A 16,661-nucleotide genomic window follows, 5' to 3' on the forward strand; every position below is an offset into this window, starting at 1 on the left:
GCCTGAACGGGAGATTCAGGCGCGTCAGGCCGCCAATTGCTATTGCTGGAAGAATAGTTGAGCCGCGCGATGTATGAGCGCGGCCCCAGTCAGATTAGTGTCGCCTTAGACCACTTCCCATTTGAAACGCCGTGCCCACTCCCAGGAATAAAAACAGGACATCCAATAAACCGAAATCCTCTCGCATGAGCTGAAAAGTGGAGTATCCCTCGAACTCCTGACTGAATGTGGCTTTCACCCACTGCTCAAATGAAGGGTTCTCTGACGCCACTTTGCGCAGTTCCGGTTCAAAGTCCCGCTTGAAGTCGTCTATCTCGAATTGGACCACTTCACTGGGTTCGCTCGCTTCGGTGTAACCGTACTCGATCATGAAATTGCGCAGCGAGTCGTCATCGGTCACATCGGTCTGATAGCTATGAGCGGCTTGAATGACCGAGTCGTAGACCGGGCGAAAATCCTGCACATCTATTTCCCCCGAATCAGTCAGGATTTCAAACCAGTTTTCCTGAATGCTCTGAATGGCCATATACTTGCCGCCCATGATGGCGAGAAAGGCCAGGACGCCGCACGCTATTCCAGTGGCGATGCCTCGACCTCCCATCGCCAGCGCGGCGAACCCGACTGCGCCCCCAATCCCCCAGGCGATCAGACTGAACTCATACCCTGTGGACATGACGATTACCTTCCACAGCAAAGCGCCAAGCAACGCAGCGCCTGCTGCAGCGCCGATGGCTTTGGGATTGAGCGCTTCGACATCGTCCGTCGCGTAGGTGACTTCATCTTCCTTGCCGGGTTTGGCGCTGGAGTTACGGATATTGCCGCCAGGGCGCGACGGGGACGGTGTCGTTTGCGCCGCCTCAGAGGGTTCCTGCGCAGGGGTTACCTTGTGCATGTAGACGCCACAGCCCGCGCACTGATCCGCTTTAGGTTGCTCCAGATTGCATTTCGGGCAGGTGACACGGTCTTCAGCAGGTTTTGCAGCCGCCTCTTCTTTCGCCCGGAGTTCTTCCTCCGTCGGCTCCAAAGACAGCGTATGCGCTTTTATAGTGGGCTCCGGTTTCACCTCCTGCACCGTCGCCGCCATGCCAATACTTTCCAACTTGCGTACGTAAGCGCGCGCCGTTTCCAGGTCCAGCCCTTTCTTTAAAACGAGTTTCTTACTTAGCAGAGCCTGGGCTTTTTCTGGTGTTGTCTTGAATAATTTTGCACAACTATTCGCCACCTGCTGAGCGTCAAAGCCCGCATTGATTTCCCCGTTGCTTACAACGTTATAAGTTGGGGCCCGCCCCATAAGCTACTCCTCGACATTAACGACTGTTAATGAAGGATAGCCTGATAATTACTGAACTCCAAGTTATTAGATTACTTGAAGTTTCCAGGCGCAAAGCAAGAAACTCAATGCCCTCCGGCGTGCTCCTCCACCAGTGGCGTCACGCTGGGCTTGAGATTGGATTCTATATCGGATTGATAACAGCGATGCTTGGGGTCCCACCTCAGGCACAAGCCTACGGCGGACTTACGCATCTGCTGGGCCTGATAATCATTGATGACAAAGTAAAGGCTGCTGAGTTTTTGGAGTCGTATTGAGCCTGCGGGTTTGGCGAATATCGCCATCTCGTAGGGCCCTGACTTGAACTCGAATTCAGGTCCTTCCGTTTCGGTCAGGAAGTGATGCTCAAGAATGACGCCCTCTTTGGGGGCCAGCAAACCGCCGCTTTCACGCAGGCATTGCTTGTTGAGGTAAGCCCAGATGCTGAAGTTGGCTTCTTCGTCACCCCGGCGCAACCACAAGGTCAGGTAGTCGATCACCACTCCGCGCTTGGACGTACTGAACAGCGCCGTCCGCAAACGCACTTCACTGATGCGTTTGCCCTGGGACGTAGAGTCCTGATCAAGCAAGACATAGCTGGGCTGGGCGAGCTTAACGTCACCGCGATAGGTTCGAAAAGCCCAAAGAGCGATGGAAAATCCAATCAGCGCAGCGCCGAGCGCAGCGAAAATTTCCGGTGACGGCACGATTCCCTCCTTCCTTCACGTCCATGCAAGCAGCGAGGCTGCCTTGATTCATTTATAGCTCAATTGGATTATTTTTGCACAGATCAAAAGCCCGTTTCGCAGGCGGACTTCTTGCAGACTGATACGCAGGCAGAGCGGAGTGAGTTTTCAATAAACGAGCGGTATGGCGAAAAAGGATGAAAGCCACTTCCACCCTTTTTTCAGTCAAATATAGAGAGCGTCGCCGTTAACGGCAGGTGATAGTTCTATACAGCGGATAGCACTGATTTTTGCCGCCAGTGCTCTTTGACACCCACTGCTGCTGAAGCCAATCAAATGCGATGTGGGAACTCTCGTCCTCGCCGCAGAGGATAGAGCCGCCAATTGAGTTGTTGTAACCCTCTTCAGTTTCTTTCTTCAATTAAATTGGTGAGCGATCGACCCAAGATAGTATCCAACAGCAATTGCAGGGGGAAAGCATACTAAGAGAACTATCGCCATATTTCCTATCGCCTTCCATGCGCTATAACCCTGCACCTGCGCTAGCGCTTTGGTAAACGCCATGAAGCCCCATATACCAATAATTCCGTGCGCCACTGAAAATGCTGCACGTACTTTAAGATCCACCAAGTTATAGTCCCTGGCTTCGGCCCCAAGGAACATTTCTCTCCCATAAAGCATCATTTCGAGCATTATAAGCAGCGCGCCCCATAGAGCCGGGATACAACTCCAGGCTATTGCCGCACGGATTTCATCCTGAGAGCCGCGCCCGCCAAACCATTTACCAACCCATTGAATAAACGGAGCGCCGATATATAGCCAAATCACACCTAAGACGCAGCCCACTACTATGCATACACCAAGCAGAGAAATAAGCCCCATATATTCGCCCATATGGTACATGCTGGCGCCTCTTATCCTGGCTAATACCGAGGCCATGCAGGTAAGCCCTATCACAAGGTGAACCGGGTCATCGTCAATAATTTGTTGGATAGTCGCCCTAGGCTGCAGCCACATGGAAAACCAAGGATTTAAATACTTATTTGGTGGATTTCGGTTTTCCTCAATGAGGGGCGTGTTAGGAGAGGAATAAGGATTTACGTCTTTCATTACCTGGAGCTTTCTGAACAAAATACAAGCAGGCGCAAATAATACACCTTCAAATCAATTTTTCTGTAAAAATCCCTAAAATATCCCGTTATTTTTTGTAAGATCCGCGACTTTTGTCTTTCGCATCGTTAAAATCGCCGCGCTGGTCGACTTTCCAGGCGGTATTTTCCCCTTCTGACGGATTTACGATGACTAATAACTCCCTTACCCTACAATCGCACTCACTACCTGAAGATCTGTTTGCGCTGATCAGCGGCACGGCGTTTGTGGCCTTCGGCGTATTTCTGTTCAACGGAGCTGGCTTGCTGACAGGTGGTACGGCGGGGTTGGCGTTGTTATTGACGCATGTGCTGCATATCAGCTTCGGTAAGATTTTCTTCCTGCTTAACCTGCCCTTCTATTGGCTGGCTTTCAAGCAGATGGGATGGCGTTTCTGCCTCAATACGTTTATCTCCGTCGCCATCGTTTCACTGGTTGTGGATCACACTGGAGATGTCGTCTCCATTGAGTCGATAGAACCCTGGTTCGCAGCGGTTTTCGGCGGCTTTCTGATAGGCATGGGCATGCTGATTCTGTTCCGCCATAAGTCCAGCCTTGGCGGCGTCGGCATCCTCGCGCTATACCTGCAAAAGCGCAATATCATGCGCGCCGGAAAATTTCAGATGATGATTGATTGCATTATCGTGCTGGCGTCCTGTTTCATCGTCACTCCCATGATTCTGATTTACTCAGTGCTCGGCGCCGTGGCGCTGAACCTGTTGCTGACGGTCAACCATAAACCTGGACGCTATCAGGTAGGCTAATTCATACCTGTGGCGTCTTGAGCAACAGACGCCACGCCCCTCATGACTTCTCACGCACACAACAGAATCCCCGCTGAGTAGTCCAAGCGTTCACCCGCTGCCTCAACCTATGCCTGGTTCTTTGTCTGAACTGCTTATTCTGCGACGCGGCGAATAGCATCTCCGCCTCCGCGAGCGGTGGTTCGATATCCCACAACCAATCCGATGCGTCATCAGCCCAATTGCACATATGATGTTGAAAAGGAAATAAAACTGGGACTTTGAAGGGAAAAGTTTCGGCATACGCGGCATCCAAACCACATTCTCTTAGGCCTTTTTTAAGAAGATCAATTTGATGCGGATAGCATTCGCCATACCCTTTCTCAAGAATAGGCAGTAACATCAAACCCGATCTCCCCTTACCGATCTCTAACGGACCATCATGCTTGAGATACCACTTTCCTTCCGAAAAAGAGACATAGGCTTTCCAACCTGCCGCGTTGGTGAAGAGAGGACCAATCCATTGCATTTCTTGTGCGCCTTTTTACGTTTTCGATACAATTCCTCGCGCTAAACACGCAAGCTCAAAAAAGTACTAAAAAAAACGGTTATTGTAGTGCCTGTTATATTCGATCTAAAAGACCAGCCCCCGACATGGGCTAACGACATCAACACTGAACTCGCCCTTTTCGCGCCCGACTACTTAGAAAAATATGGAAAGGTCGGCTCCCAAGTGTGGTGGAACGCATATTTCAATAACGAGATTCCCAGGTCTTCGATCACTGGGACCGTTACTTTCATTGGGTTACGTAAAGACGACTGTGAAGAGCTATGGGACATTGTGGAGATTTCCACTTCAGACACACAAGTTGAATATGAACGTATCGCCTATTGGCTAAACGAAGCAGTCACCTTAAACGCTGAAGTGAAAGTTGAGCAATTCTCAATATATATTCAGCATAAATATGGGCCGATGACATCTACATTTGATTGTATAGTCGAAGTTATTGGTAGAGAGATGAATCAATGCACCTAAACACTGTCACCTCTAGACAAACAAAAACCGTACATATAGAGCACCGCCTCTAGCCTTCGCACTCGGGACCAATACAGTCTCTACATTCTAACCAGCGTATAAGCCCTACTCATCACATCGCCACTCAAAATAGCGACCAACCCTTTTGCATCACTGTTGTTGTAGCCAGTCAGCATAATACTTTTACCCAGCTTAATTTGAAGATGCGCCTTACTTATAATAGTTCCATCCAAGGTCACGTAACCAAAGCCGCCAACGTTATCATTTATCTTCTTCCCTGACTTTGCATAGGCCTCATCCGTGACGGTGATTGATACGGCAATATCGTCTCCGCGGGGGGAAACCGCCTTTGATTCGGCAATATCCTGATTGGTGTACCAGATGTCTTCTGGCGTTTCCCCTCGCATCACAAAATTACCTGGGTGTTGACTGACAAACTCGACAAGGTTGGGATTTGCCGCTCCTCTTGTCAGAACAATGAACGCCTTCCCGTCATCTTGCATGAAGTCAGCGCTGGAAAATAAACCAGGACCAAGGCGGCTGATTCTGCTCGTCAGGATTTCCATATCTTCAGGGCCATTGTCATCATTTTGATAGCCTTTCACCTCGTATACCACTTTAGGCGCAAAGAAATATCTAAATTCTTCACTATTCTTTATCGGAAAATAAGCCAATATGGCCGGTATTAGCAACAAGCTTAATTTGATAATTTTCACTACTAGAGACGTGGAAGTTTTTGCAGGCATCGTCACTCCAAGTATTTCTGTATTTTAATATGCAGTGAGTTATTCAATAGAGAGTTCGATTACTGGAGAAAACTAACGTAGTTTTTACTGTGAGGCTACCCGGTGATAACCCTAGCATGGGCCTGTAAAAACCGTTATTGCACACTGATTATCAGAGGATGAAACAGGCGAGAAGGGTTAACTTAGAAGGAATATACAGAAAGAACAGGGAGGGCCAGTTTTTATACTGGTTGGCAGGAAAAATAGACCGCCGTAGCAGTCTATTCCAGGCCGCAAACTATTTATAGTTTGACCAGCTCATACCCACTACTCATCCTGCCGCTGGCAAGCATAACGGCCAGGGCTTGCGCTTCCATGTCGCTGGCGCTGGTCATGAGGATTTTTTTACCCAGCTCTGTTTGCACCATGGCTTTGTGGAGTATTTCATCATCCAGCATGGTGTAAGCGTAACGTCCGATGCTTTGTTTGATTCTTGGTGAGGCTTTCCCGTAGGACTCATCCGAGAACACGACTTCGACGGAGAGTCTGTCCCCAGCGAGGACGGAGGCGGATTCCACGATATCTTTATCGCTATACCAGATATCGTCCGGCTCTGTTCCCCTGAATACGAGCTCACCGGGATGCCGGCTTAGAAATGCGACCAGTTCAGCGTCAGGAGCGCCCCGTGAAAATTCAACCACGCCTTTGCCTTCCACTTCCTTGAACTGGACCGATGACAGTTTGCTCGGGAGAACAGCGTTCAAGCGTTTCACCAAGATGTCCATATCCTCTTTCGAGCGTTTGTCCGCCTGGTAATCCTGCACCTGGTAAGTGACTTTCTCAGCTCTCAGATACTCCAGTTCCTTGCAGCCCGCCACGGTAAACAGGGACAGTATGAGCAGGATCAAGGTCAGGCTGCGCTTGTAGATTTTTGTCAAAATGGATTTGGAGCTATTCAAGGAGTGTCCCTGCAGATGTATAAATGTTTGTCTGGCGTCTCGCGTTCTAAAAAAAAATAATCGTATTAAGGCTCAAAGTAGTGTTTCAGAATGCGTTCGCCACTTTCGATTTGCTTAAACAGTTCCGCAACCGTAGCGCTGCCAACGACGCACTCTTCCATTGTTTTTACACTGGCGGCGTCCGTCACGTACTGCTCAGCTTTTTGTTGATAGTACCCTGGCAACAAGTCATGCAAAGCAATCATCGCATAGAGCTGGGCCGGCTTGCTGCCTTCCGTTTGCAACCTGATAAGCTGTTCCTGCGCATCCACTTGACTTAGCAGGCACCGATACGCATTAACATGGTCCGGGACATCCCCTGCGTAACCGGTACACGCACTAGTGAACTCCTCCGCATTCTTCAACACTTCATAGTCATTCTCGGAGCACTGCCATTCCGCCAGAGACTGGCTGGAAAACAGGCAAAACAAGATCGATGCGGCAATTCTGGAACGGGGTGTATACATGAGTGGAAACTTCAGTAAATCCTTTAAAAAAAGCGCCAGAGCCAGCGCGCGGCTATTTAACCACAGAGCCGGTGCGCGGGGAATAACAGTCTGTTGAGGACTGAGAACTTTACACATTCAGAGACGTAGCCAAATTGGGTGCGACAAACTGCCGCATTGCCCCTGCCCGCCCCTCCGCATATAAAAATAAGCGGTGTTGGACCTTACAGAAAACATTAGAAATTAACGGCATGGATCGCGCTTCAGCTGTTGTTCGTCACGCATCAATGTCGGCGACCGCTTTGAGGGAATTTCTTTTTCTCTCCGCCTTCCTTCCGTCGATGACGGTCCTCGCAGCCTGATCCGGCTGCATCTGGAGATATAACCGAACTAATAATTAGAAATCGCATCAATCGATAGAGGGACATATGTCGATGAAGCTCCCCCCCCTCGTAGAACCCGCTGCGGAGTTGTCCTCGGCGGAAATCGCCCGCTATAGCCGTCATCTGCTGCTGCCGGATGTAGGACTGAATGGGCAAAAACGCTTGAAGAACGCCAAAGTGCTGGCGGTTGGCGCCGGCGGTCTAGGCTCTCCTGTCTTACTGTATCTGGCGGCCGCCGGGGTCGGAACCCTGGGCGTTGTGGAGTTTGATCGGGTTGACGAGTCTAATCTGCAACGTCAGATCATCCACGGCGTGTCCGATATCGGACGTCCCAAAGGCGAGAGCGCCAGAGACGCCATTCACGAGATCAATCCGCACATCGCGGTGCGGCTGCATAGTGAGCGTCTGGACTCGTCCAACGCCCTTGATCTCATCGCCCAATACGATCTGATCGTGGATGGAACCGACAATTTCGCTACTCGCTATCTGGTTAATGACGCCTGCGTGCTCGCAGGAAAACCCTACGTCTGGGGTTCGATCTATCGCTTTGAAGGACAAGCGTCGGTCTTTTGGGAAAACGCTCCCGAAGGCGCAGGCCTGAATTATCGCGACCTCTATCCAGAACCCCCGCCGCCCCATCTGGCGCCCTCCTGCTCGGAAGGCGGGGTGTTGGGTGTCCTGTGCGCGTCCATCGGCTCCATGATGGCCACGGAGGCGATCAAGTTAATTACTGGATTAGGTGAATCCTTGTTAGGCAGATTGGCCGTGTACGACGCACTGGACATGAGTTTCCGCTTTATCAAACTGCGTCGTGATCCGCAAAGGCGCGCCATCACCGAACTGACGGATTACCAGGCATTCTGTGGGCTGGCGACAACCGTTCAAGACAATGACAACAGCGTTCCCAGCATTGATGTTCATGAACTCAAGCGGTGGCGGGACAGCGCCAAAGACTTCCAATTGATCGATGTGCGCGGAGCTTTGGAGCGGGACATCGTGCATATCCAGGGATCGCAACATATTCCTGCGCACAAGCTTCTGGACAGCGACATGCTGAACGCTCTCAGCAACAACGCGCCCATCGTGCTGCACTGCAAATCCGGCGTGCGCTCGCAAAGGGCGTTGCAGTCCCTGCGCGAATGCGGTTTCGATAACGTCCACCATCTCGACGGCGGCATTCTCGCCTGGATTCGGCATATCGACCCGACATTGCCCAGCTACTGATCAGGGAGGAAACCAAACATGCTGACGATTCTTTCGGAACTTGTAGACGCCATGATCCAACAGGCGCAGACAGACCATCCCATGGAAACCTGCGGCGTTATCGCCGGCCGGGAGGGCGCCGAGCGCCCCATGCGCCTCATTCCCATGCGCAATGTAGCGGCATCAGAGGATATGTTCATGTTCGACGCCCGCGAACAACTGCAGGTGTGGCGGGAAATGGAGGCCAACGGCGAAGAGCCGGTGGTCATCTATCACTCACACACCCACTCGCGCGCCTATCCCAGCCAGGATGACATTCTTTGCGCCGCGGAGCCGCACGCCCATTACGTCATTATTCCCACTGATCCAGCCTACGGCAGCGGCATTCGCAGCTTCCGCATCGTCAACGGAGCCGTAGTGGAAGAAACCATTCGCATCGTCGAGCAATACGCCGGCGAACAATCATTTCCCCTTGCTGAAAACAGGAGTTCCCATGTCAATCACCATCCATATTCCCACCGTTCTGCGTCCGCTGACCAACGAACAGAAGCGCATTGACGGCGGCGGCGCGAATGTGCGGGAAGTGATCGAGAACATGGAAATACAGTACCCGGGCGTCAAAGAGCGACTGATGGCGGACGGCAAGGTGCATCGCTTTTTGAATATTTACGTGAATGACGACGATATTCGTTTCGCCGAGAATCTGGATACGTCCGTGCAAGCCGGCGACGCCATCACCATCCTGCCGGCGGTGGCGGGCGGCTGCGGCGACAGGTTGGGATAATCGCCATGACTGTGTTACTGGAAGGCTGTTATCTCAGCGGATCGTTACGCAACCCGACGCCGGCCCTGGCGCCGCTGTATGCATCGTTGCGATATCAGGCCAATGCTCTCGGCGCCGCCTGGGAGAATGTCGATACGGAATCCGGCGCCGCTTTCGCGTTGCATGTGGCGGATCATGTCGCTGTCGATTGCGTACTGGAAGGCTGGTCGGACGCCGTGGAGCGTCCCATATCAGAAACCCTGGCCCAGGCGGCGACGGGACTGATGTCGGTACATGGTCGCGCCAGCGGCGGCGCGCAGCCCTTGGGAGTGGATTATGTCTCCATCCTCACCGCCGTACTTTCCCTGCAGGGCGCGATGGCCGCCGCCATCGGTGGTCTCCGGGGCGCCTCGACGCACACAACCACCGCCAGCCTGACCTCCAGCGCCTTGCTCAGCGTCGCGCAATATCTGGCCGGCGCCACCGCCCCGGAAACGCCGGAGCGCTTACGGCCCGGCACAGCCAGCGTGCAGGAGCGCCCGCCCTTCATGTCCGCCGATGGCGTGGTATTTGAGCTGGAAACCCTGGACGCCGTCCCCTGGCGCGATTTCTGGACTCAGGCGGGCGTCGACGCCGCCAGCGCCGGCAAAGGCTGGAGCGGCTTCCTGCTACGTTACGCCAAAGCCATCGCCCCGGTTCCCGTCGCCCTCTGCGAGGCGCTCGCCACGCTGCCGTTTGCCCAGATCGAACATATCGCCCAACAAACCGGCGTCGCCATTTGCCGAGTGCGCACGCTCCAGGAGCGTGCGCAGGACGAGGACACAATGGACATGTGGCGCAATGGCCCCTGGCGCTTTCAATGTGATGGCGGCCTCGCCCAGGCCAGGCCGCTGAAGCCCTGTGATCCGTCCTCTCATCTGCCTTTAGCGGGATTAACCGTGGTTGAGTCCTGCCGCCGCATTCAGGGCCCCTTGGCGGGACGCTTGCTGTCTCTGCTCGGAGCCACAGTCATTCGCATCGAACCACCCGGCGGCGATCCTTTACGCGGTATACCGCCCATGGCGGAAGACGTTTCCGCCCGTTTTGACGCCCTGAATCGAGACAAAAACGTACGAGAAATCGACATCAAATCCGCCACCGGCAAAGCGGAAGTGATGGCGTTGATCCAGCAGGCGGATGTGTTTCTGCACAACTGGGCGCCCGGCAAAGCAGCGGAGATGGGACTGGAATACGACGATATGAAACAGGTGAACCCCGACCTCGTTTACACCTATGCGGGAGGTTGGGGAGCGCGCGCGGAGCACGGTCTGCCCGGCACCGATTTCATGGCGCAGGCTTACTCCGGCGTCGCCGCCAAAATCGCCGCCGCTTCGGGGCTGCCGGGGGGCGCAGTGTTTACTGTTTTAGACGTATTAGGCGGCGCTGTCGCCGCTCAGGGCGTCACCGCCGCGCTGCTGGCCCGCGGACTGGGTCGCGCCCGCTCCATCAGAGTGGATACCTCCCTGCTGGGGGCCGCCACCTTGTTGTGCGCAGACGAACTTGGCGCGCTGTTGCAACAGGCGGGGTATCAAAGTCATGTCCTGGACGGTGAACCGCCCTCACCTGCATGGACTTCATTGAGTGGCGTCTACGCCACCGCACAGGGGCTGATTGCCCTGGACTGTCTGGATGAACGCGCTTTTTCCAGGCTCACCCACGCCATCGTCGACGCCGCGTCTGAACACCGGTTAAACCGCGCAAACGACAACCTGAATCGAGAGCATTTGCAGCGTGTTCTTCAACATCGCAAGGCGCAGGAGTGGGCGGCGTTGTTCGAAATGAACGGCGTTCCCGCCGCCGTAGTGGTCGAAGATTTGACTGAGCTTAGCCGCGACCCGCGTTTGGCCCCCGCTCTCGACAAGGACATCTATGTTCGAGTGAATTCACCATGGAGGTTTCAATGAACCGCTCAGGCATCATCGATCTGGTTCCAGCGGCGCTGCGCAAGCAATGGGCGACGCAAGGCCTGTACCCTGACCGCAGCGTGTTCCAGATGTTTCAGATGTATGCGGAACAGTCGCCGGACAAGACGGCGGTGCTTTCGCCAGATTCCGTCATGACCTATGGCGACCTGCTGGAGAAGGCGTTGCGGTTGGCGACGGCTTTTCGTGAGATGGGCATCGTCGCCGGCGATGTGATCGCCTATCAGTTGCCTAACAGTTGGCGTTGCTGCGCCGTCGATCTCGCCGCCGCCGCCATTGGCGCGATTGTGGCGCCGTTCCCCCCGGGTCGCGGACGTCTGGACATCCAGTCTTTACTGAAACGCTGCGACGCCCGCGCCATTGTGGCGACGCCGGAATACGGCGGTGTGGACATGTGCGAGCTGATCGATTCTTTGCGTCCCACCACCTTGTCGTTGCGCTGGTTGATTGCAGACAGCGCTCAAGCGCCGGAAGGGTGGACCAGTCTGGAGCAATGTTTTCAGGCAGAGCCGATAGCGCTGCAGCAGCTGCCTCATGTCGATCCAGATTCACCGGTGCGCCTGCTGGTGTCTTCCGGCACCGAGTCCGAGCCCAAACTGGTGGCTTACTCTCACAACGCGCTGCTGGGCGGACGCGGTCGCTTTCTGCAGCGTTTACACCCCGATGGCGCGAACTTTCGCGGCATGTATCTGGTGCCTCTGGGGTCATCCTTCGGCTCCACCGCCACCTTTGGGGTGCTGTCCTGGCTGGGCGGCTCCCTGGCGGTGCTGCCGCGATTCGATGCGGAAGACGCCATTCGCGCCATCGAATCCCTGCGTCCCACCCACCTGCTCGGCGTGCCCACCATGATTCAGCGCATGGCCGCCGAGCCTCTCTTGGCGGACATCGACAAATCCAGCCTGGTCGCCATTGTCAGCGGCGGCTCGGTCATTGACCCCGCCAGCATCCAACGATGCGTGGACGCCTTTGGCTGCCGCTTTATCAGTCTGTACGGCTCAGCGGATGGGGTGAACTGTCATAACACGCTGGATGAAGCGCTGGACGTGGTGTTCCGCAGCGTTGGCCGCCCCAACCCGGACGTCTGTGAGATTCGCATTGTCGACGACGCCGGCAAGGAAGTCCGCCGCGGCGAGGTCGGCGAAATTCTCGCCCGCGGCCCGATCAGCCCCATGCAGTACGTCAACGCCCCAGAGCTGGACGCCCGTTATCGGGACCCGGAAGGCTGGGTGTACACCGGCGACCTGGGCTTGCTGGATCAGGACGGCTATTTGCGCCTTTCCGGCCGCAAGAAAGACGTGATCGTGCGCGGCGGCGCCAACATCAGCACGGTGCAGATCGAGAATCTGGTCACCTGTTTTCCAGACGTGATCAGCGCCGCCTGCGTGCCGGTTCCAGACCCGGACCTGGGGCAACGGGTATGCCTGTGTATAAGCATGCGCAGCGGCGCGGAGCGTCCCTCTTTGGCGGAAATCGCCAGCTTTCTGCGCGACCAGGGACTGGAGGTGAACAAACTGCCGGAGTACCTGCGCTTCATCCGGCATTTTCCACTCACACCGGCGGGCAAGGTCGATAAAAAGCGGCTCACGGCTGAAGTCGCTTTTTTGGAGCGCAGCGCATGCGCAGTGTAGACACAGGAAAGGCCGCAAACCTGCCTATGGATAACGGCGGCGCCAACAAGACATCCGGCGAGCTGGCGCAGCGCATACGCGCCTTCATCAATGAGCAGGTGATTCCCAACGAGCCCTTGCTCGCCAAAGACGACGACGCGGCGCTGACGCTGCAGTCCGCCCTGGCCGCAGAGGCCCGCGCCCAGGGCCTGTGGGGTCTGTATTATCCCGCCGCCCTGGGTGGCGAAGTCGCCACGTTAAGCGACTATCTGCCCCTGGCGGAACAGGAGGGACGCTCCGAGTTCGGCCCTGAAATCTTCGGCGGGCGCGCCGCTCTGGATGTGCGCATGCTGTCTCTGCACGGCGGCGACACAATCGTGGAACGCTTTCTGCAACCACTGGCGGCGGGAAAGGCCGTGTCCGCCTATGGCATGTCTGAACCGGACAGTATCGGCTCGATTCCCGCCACCATCCAGCTGCGGGCGCAGCGCGAGGGAGACGGCTGGCGCCTTGACGGCCGCAAGTGGTTTATCTCCCGCGCCCGTCGTGCGGATTTTATCACCGTGGTGGCGCGCACCCAGACGGAGGCGCCGCCACAATACACCCTGTCCATGCTGGTGGTTCCCACCGACGCCCTCGGATTCAGCATCCTGCAGGATCTGGACATCCTGGGCCGCCGTAACGGCCAGCATGAGCTGCAGTTCGATCATGTGCGGATTCCCCAGGATTATCTGCTGGGCGAATTGCACGAAGGCATGGCCCTGATGAAGCAACGGCTGGGATTGGGACGCACCATCAACGCCGCTCATTGGGTGGGGCTGGCGCAACGTTGCCTGGACCTGCTTGGCGAGCGTGTATGCAGCGAGCGCGGCCAGTTGGCGCGACTGCCGGACAAGCAACTGATCCGCCGCCTGGCGTTTCTCAGTCAACAAAGCATCGTCAGCGCACGGGCGCAATTACAACTGGCCGCAGCAAAACTGGATGCGGGCGAGGATAGCGATATTGAAGTGAATATGGCGAAGATCGCCGCCTCTCACGCGCTCAATCAAGCCGCCGACAGCGCCATTCAGGTCTTCGGCGCAGAAGGTCTGTGCGACGCGACGCCGCTCTCCACTATTTTTCGCTACGCCCGCGCCACGCGCATTCTGGACGGCGCTGATGAGGTGCTGATCAATACCGTGGGGCGACGGATTCTGGAGGGTTATCTTCCCCGTGAAGAACAAAACAGCTCGCCCGTCGCCCAGACGGAGCGGGAGACGGCGCAAGTATGAACGCCATCGCGCCGCCGCTGCGCCAATCGCCTTTGCGCGCCATCAGCCTGCATGTCGTGCTGCTGTTATCCATGACCTTGCCGATGCTGATTCTATACACCATCGGCGCCTTGGGCCCCTTGCTGATCGCCGATCTGGGCATTGAACCCGGCTGGCTCGGTTATGTCACCATGAGCGCTTTCGGCGTGGCGGCGGTGCTGTCCCTCGCCGCCGGTCCGCTGGTCGAGCGGCTGGGATCGCGACGTGGCCTGTGGATGCTGTTTTTCAGCGTGGCGCTGGCCTATGGTCTGTTGATCACCCTCCCCGGGTTTGCAGGCATTATCGCCGCCGTGGCGGTATGCGGCGTGGCGCAGGCGCTGTCGAACCCGGTTACGAACCAGTTGATCGCACAACGGATTCCCCCTGCGCGCAAGGCGTTCGCCGTGGGACTGAAACAATCCGGCGTACAGCTCGGCGCTCTGATTGCCGGCGGATTGCTGCCGCTGATCGCCGTCTCGTTCGGGTGGCGCGCCGCCATGGCGACGGTTATCCCGGTCGCGCTGTTATTAGCCTGTCTTGCGCCGTCTCTGGCTCCGCCGCCATCGCCCGCCGGACCTCGGCGCTCCTGGCTACCCTCGCGCCCAGGCAAACTGCTGCTCAACCTGATGGCGGTGCAAGGCTGCGCCGGCGTCACCCTGTCCGCCTTCGTGACCTTTCTGCCCGTCTTCGCCACCCAGCAAGGCGTCAGTCAGCATGACGCCGGTTTGATGGTGGCCGTCTTCGGCGTCATGGGCTTTACCTCGCGCCTCACGCTGACGTCCCTTTCCAGCAAACTCAAGGATGAATCCTGGCTGCTGCTGGGATTAATGGCGCTCACCGCACTGGCGCTCTGGGTCACCCAACAGGCCTCACCGGAAAGCCACTGGCGCTTATGGTTCGGTGTGCTGGTAGTGGGCCTCACCGCCGTGGCGACCAATGCGGTGGCGATGGGCATGCTGCTTAGATACAGCGTCTTTGGCGCGCCGGCGACCGCGTCCGGCTTGCTGTCCGCCGCGTTTTTTGGCGGCTTCGCGATGGGCGCGCCGCTCTTTGGCGCTCTCGCCACTACTTTTTCAGGATTCAGTGTGGCCTGGAGCGCTCTCGCTATCGTCGCGCTGGCGGGAGCTGTAGCGGCCTTGGGTCTGGCTCTGTTGCGACGCAGGAGCGCCTCATGAACAACATGCGCCTGCCGCCCTGGGACATCACAGCGCTGTCGCCATGGGAAATCAGTCAGGCCATGACGCTGCTGCTACGCCGCCTCGACACCATAGAAGCCCATTGCGACGGCGGCTTTCCCCTGTTCTCCCGCGACGGCCAATACTGGAAGACCTCCACCGGCGGTTCCTGGATGGGAGGCTTTTGGGCGGGCTGTTGGGGTTTGCGGGCGTTGATTTCCAAGTCCACCGCTGATCGCGATAAAGCACTCGCTCTCTGCGCCACGCTGGCGGATAAGCTGGATATCGACACCCTCAATCGCAGCATGATTTTCTGGTATGGACCTGCATTATGCGGACGCTGGCTGGTGGATCACACGGCTCAGGAGTTGGCCAATCAGGCCGCCGCCGTCATCGCATCCGGTTTTGATCAACGCCTCGGATATATTCCTCTGGGTTGCGCTATGGGCGGCGGCGCGGACGGGGGACAACGTCTGTCTGTAGACTCGTTGGCGGCCACGGTACAACTCCTCGGCGGCGCCGGCCATGAGCCTTTGAATACGATCGCCCGCGCTCACGCCGACGCCCTGATCGACGCCTGCTTCACCGCCAATGGCGCATGCGGCGCAGAGGCCAAATCCGAGCTGCAGCACACGTCTAACCAGTACGTTCTGCAACGCGTGGACCGCCCCGGCGGCTGGTCCCGTGGCCAGGCCTGGGCGATGCTGGGGTTGTGCCATGCGGCCAGACGCTGGGGCTCGCCCTATCTCGATTACGCCAGAGCCGCCTGCGTGTATTGGCGTCGCTCTCGCCGCACGCCGTATCCCGCCGACAGACCGGAACGCAGCGACAGTTTATCCGACCCATCCGCCACACTGATCGCCGCCATCGCCATACTGTCGCTCTCTGAGTTACTGGACGACGGCGACAGTTGGCGTGCCTACGCCGCCCAGCAAATCGCCGCGCTTATACGCAGCTCATACTTCGTGCGCCGCGATGGAGCCGCGCACGCCGGCGCTTTCATTGGCGCCTGTTACCGCACCAGCGCCGCCGGCTGCGAACTGGTGGAATCGCCCTGGAGCAGCTTTTTCCTGCTGGAAGCATTGTGCATGCTCGCCGGCCTGATTGATGGAGAGGAACAAGGTACTCAGTCTCACTCGATGAACCCAGCAGATGACTAGCCACGTTCTCTCTGTCTGCAACGACAGA

At 56.4% G+C, this 16,661-nt stretch carries 17 protein-coding genes; 10 read left to right on the forward strand and 7 right to left on the reverse strand.

The window, feature by feature from the left end; all coding sequences use genetic code 11:
• Positions 1-94 precede the first annotated feature (94 nt).
• The 3 genes from O5O45_RS12460 to O5O45_RS12470 form a co-directional block, all read right to left on the reverse strand.
• Positions 95-1,291: a hypothetical protein gene (locus O5O45_RS12460; RefSeq protein WP_305905548.1), complete on the reverse strand. Its 1,197-nt coding sequence runs from the start codon at positions 1,289-1,291 to the stop codon at positions 95-97.
• 104 nt (positions 1,292-1,395) lie between these two features.
• Positions 1,396-2,016, reverse strand: a complete 621-nt coding sequence (locus tag O5O45_RS12465; RefSeq protein WP_305905549.1) for a hypothetical protein — start codon at positions 2,014-2,016, stop codon at positions 1,396-1,398.
• A gap of 396 nt (positions 2,017-2,412) precedes the next feature.
• Entirely contained in the window at positions 2,413-3,105 is a 693-nt protein-coding gene (locus O5O45_RS12470; RefSeq protein WP_305905550.1) for a Yip1 family protein, read from the reverse strand.
• Positions 3,106-3,293: 188 nt separating this feature from the next.
• On the opposite strand from O5O45_RS12470, the gene O5O45_RS12475 reads away from it, so the two are divergent.
• The gene (locus O5O45_RS12475; RefSeq protein ID WP_305905551.1) at positions 3,294-3,908 is read left to right on the forward strand and encodes a YitT family protein; all 615 of its coding nucleotides are present in this window, start codon (positions 3,294-3,296) and stop codon (positions 3,906-3,908) included.
• 40 nt (positions 3,909-3,948) lie between these two features.
• Here O5O45_RS12475 and O5O45_RS12480 read toward each other — a convergent pair whose 3' ends face one another.
• Positions 3,949-4,416: a hypothetical protein gene (locus O5O45_RS12480; RefSeq protein WP_305905552.1), complete on the reverse strand. Its 468-nt coding sequence runs from the start codon at positions 4,414-4,416 to the stop codon at positions 3,949-3,951.
• An 87-nt stretch (positions 4,417-4,503) separates the two neighbouring features.
• Between O5O45_RS12480 and O5O45_RS12485 the strand changes: the two genes are divergently transcribed.
• Positions 4,504-4,923: a hypothetical protein gene (locus tag O5O45_RS12485; protein ID WP_305905553.1), complete on the forward strand. Its 420-nt coding sequence runs from the start codon at positions 4,504-4,506 to the stop codon at positions 4,921-4,923.
• An 80-nt stretch (positions 4,924-5,003) separates the two neighbouring features.
• Here the strand turns inward: O5O45_RS12485 and O5O45_RS12490 are convergent, their stop codons facing one another.
• From O5O45_RS12490 to O5O45_RS12500, 3 genes are all read right to left on the reverse strand, one after another.
• Positions 5,004-5,669, reverse strand: coding sequence for a preprotein translocase subunit SecD family protein (locus tag O5O45_RS12490; RefSeq protein WP_305905554.1), 666 nt, complete (start codon positions 5,667-5,669; stop codon positions 5,004-5,006).
• Positions 5,670-5,950: 281 nt separating this feature from the next.
• Positions 5,951-6,607: a hypothetical protein gene (locus O5O45_RS12495; RefSeq protein ID WP_305905555.1), complete on the reverse strand. Its 657-nt coding sequence runs from the start codon at positions 6,605-6,607 to the stop codon at positions 5,951-5,953.
• A gap of 65 nt (positions 6,608-6,672) precedes the next feature.
• Positions 6,673-7,113 carry a hypothetical protein gene (locus O5O45_RS12500; RefSeq protein ID WP_305905556.1) on the reverse strand — a complete coding sequence of 147 codons (441 nt, stop codon included), beginning with the start codon at positions 7,111-7,113 and terminating at the stop codon, positions 6,673-6,675.
• 413 nt (positions 7,114-7,526) lie between these two features.
• Between O5O45_RS12500 and moeB the strand changes: the two genes are divergently transcribed.
• From moeB to O5O45_RS12540, 8 genes are read left to right on the forward strand one after another with little or no spacing between them, the layout of a single operon-like run.
• Positions 7,527-8,699 (forward strand): molybdopterin-synthase adenylyltransferase MoeB, encoded by a 1,173-nt coding sequence (gene moeB / locus O5O45_RS12505; RefSeq protein ID WP_371748005.1) that lies wholly within the window; start codon positions 7,527-7,529, stop codon positions 8,697-8,699.
• Between the two features lie 18 nt (positions 8,700-8,717).
• Positions 8,718-9,236 (forward strand): M67 family metallopeptidase, encoded by a 519-nt coding sequence (locus tag O5O45_RS12510; RefSeq protein WP_305905558.1) that lies wholly within the window; start codon positions 8,718-8,720, stop codon positions 9,234-9,236.
• Positions 9,172-9,462 (forward strand): MoaD/ThiS family protein, encoded by a 291-nt coding sequence (locus O5O45_RS12515; RefSeq protein WP_305905559.1) that lies wholly within the window; start codon positions 9,172-9,174, stop codon positions 9,460-9,462. The genes O5O45_RS12510 and O5O45_RS12515 overlap by 65 nt, the downstream gene beginning before the upstream one ends.
• A gap of 5 nt (positions 9,463-9,467) precedes the next feature.
• On the forward strand, positions 9,468-11,384 hold the full coding sequence (locus tag O5O45_RS12520; protein ID WP_305905560.1) for a CoA transferase: 1,917 nt from the start codon (positions 9,468-9,470) through the stop codon (positions 11,382-11,384).
• Positions 11,381-13,030, forward strand: coding sequence for a class I adenylate-forming enzyme family protein (locus tag O5O45_RS12525; protein WP_305905561.1), 1,650 nt, complete (start codon positions 11,381-11,383; stop codon positions 13,028-13,030). The genes O5O45_RS12520 and O5O45_RS12525 overlap by 4 nt, the downstream gene beginning before the upstream one ends.
• On the forward strand, positions 13,018-14,280 hold the full coding sequence (locus tag O5O45_RS12530) for an acyl-CoA dehydrogenase family protein (protein WP_305905562.1): 1,263 nt from the start codon (positions 13,018-13,020) through the stop codon (positions 14,278-14,280). The genes O5O45_RS12525 and O5O45_RS12530 overlap by 13 nt, the downstream gene beginning before the upstream one ends.
• Positions 14,277-15,473: an MFS transporter gene (locus tag O5O45_RS12535; protein ID WP_305905563.1), complete on the forward strand. Its 1,197-nt coding sequence runs from the start codon at positions 14,277-14,279 to the stop codon at positions 15,471-15,473. Before O5O45_RS12530 ends, O5O45_RS12535 begins: the two co-directional genes overlap by 4 nt.
• Entirely contained in the window at positions 15,470-16,633 is a 1,164-nt protein-coding gene (locus O5O45_RS12540; RefSeq protein ID WP_305905564.1) for a hypothetical protein, read from the forward strand. The genes O5O45_RS12535 and O5O45_RS12540 overlap by 4 nt, the downstream gene beginning before the upstream one ends.
• Positions 16,634-16,661: the final 28 nt, after the last annotated feature.

Origin of the sequence: Hahella sp. HNIBRBA332 (genome assembly GCF_030719035.1) — a bacterium.
Classification (GTDB): Bacteria; Pseudomonadota; Gammaproteobacteria; order Pseudomonadales; family Oleiphilaceae; genus Hahella.

Coding starts and splice junctions, on each gene's coding strand:
- O5O45_RS12470 (WP_305905550.1), bottom strand. CDS start 3,105: ATGAAAGACGTAAATCCTTATTCCTCTCCTAACACGCCCCTCATTGAG.
- O5O45_RS12500 (WP_305905556.1), bottom strand. CDS start 7,113: ATGTATACACCCCGTTCCAGAATTGCCGCATCGATCTTGTTTTGCCTG.
- O5O45_RS12490 (WP_305905554.1), bottom strand. CDS start 5,669: ATGCCTGCAAAAACTTCCACGTCTCTAGTAGTGAAAATTATCAAATTA.
- O5O45_RS12530 (WP_305905562.1), top strand. CDS start 13,018: ATGCGCAGTGTAGACACAGGAAAGGCCGCAAACCTGCCTATGGATAAC.
- O5O45_RS12520 (WP_305905560.1), top strand. CDS start 9,468: ATGACTGTGTTACTGGAAGGCTGTTATCTCAGCGGATCGTTACGCAAC.
- O5O45_RS12540 (WP_305905564.1), top strand. CDS start 15,470: ATGAACAACATGCGCCTGCCGCCCTGGGACATCACAGCGCTGTCGCCA.
- O5O45_RS12515 (WP_305905559.1), top strand. CDS start 9,172: ATGTCAATCACCATCCATATTCCCACCGTTCTGCGTCCGCTGACCAAC.
- O5O45_RS12460 (WP_305905548.1), bottom strand. CDS start 1,291: ATGGGGCGGGCCCCAACTTATAACGTTGTAAGCAACGGGGAAATCAAT.
- O5O45_RS12525 (WP_305905561.1), top strand. CDS start 11,381: ATGAACCGCTCAGGCATCATCGATCTGGTTCCAGCGGCGCTGCGCAAG.
- O5O45_RS12475 (WP_305905551.1), top strand. CDS start 3,294: ATGACTAATAACTCCCTTACCCTACAATCGCACTCACTACCTGAAGAT.
- moeB (WP_371748005.1), top strand. CDS start 7,527: ATGAAGCTCCCCCCCCTCGTAGAACCCGCTGCGGAGTTGTCCTCGGCG.
- O5O45_RS12510 (WP_305905558.1), top strand. CDS start 8,718: ATGCTGACGATTCTTTCGGAACTTGTAGACGCCATGATCCAACAGGCG.
- O5O45_RS12535 (WP_305905563.1), top strand. CDS start 14,277: ATGAACGCCATCGCGCCGCCGCTGCGCCAATCGCCTTTGCGCGCCATC.
- O5O45_RS12480 (WP_305905552.1), bottom strand. CDS start 4,416: ATGCAATGGATTGGTCCTCTCTTCACCAACGCGGCAGGTTGGAAAGCC.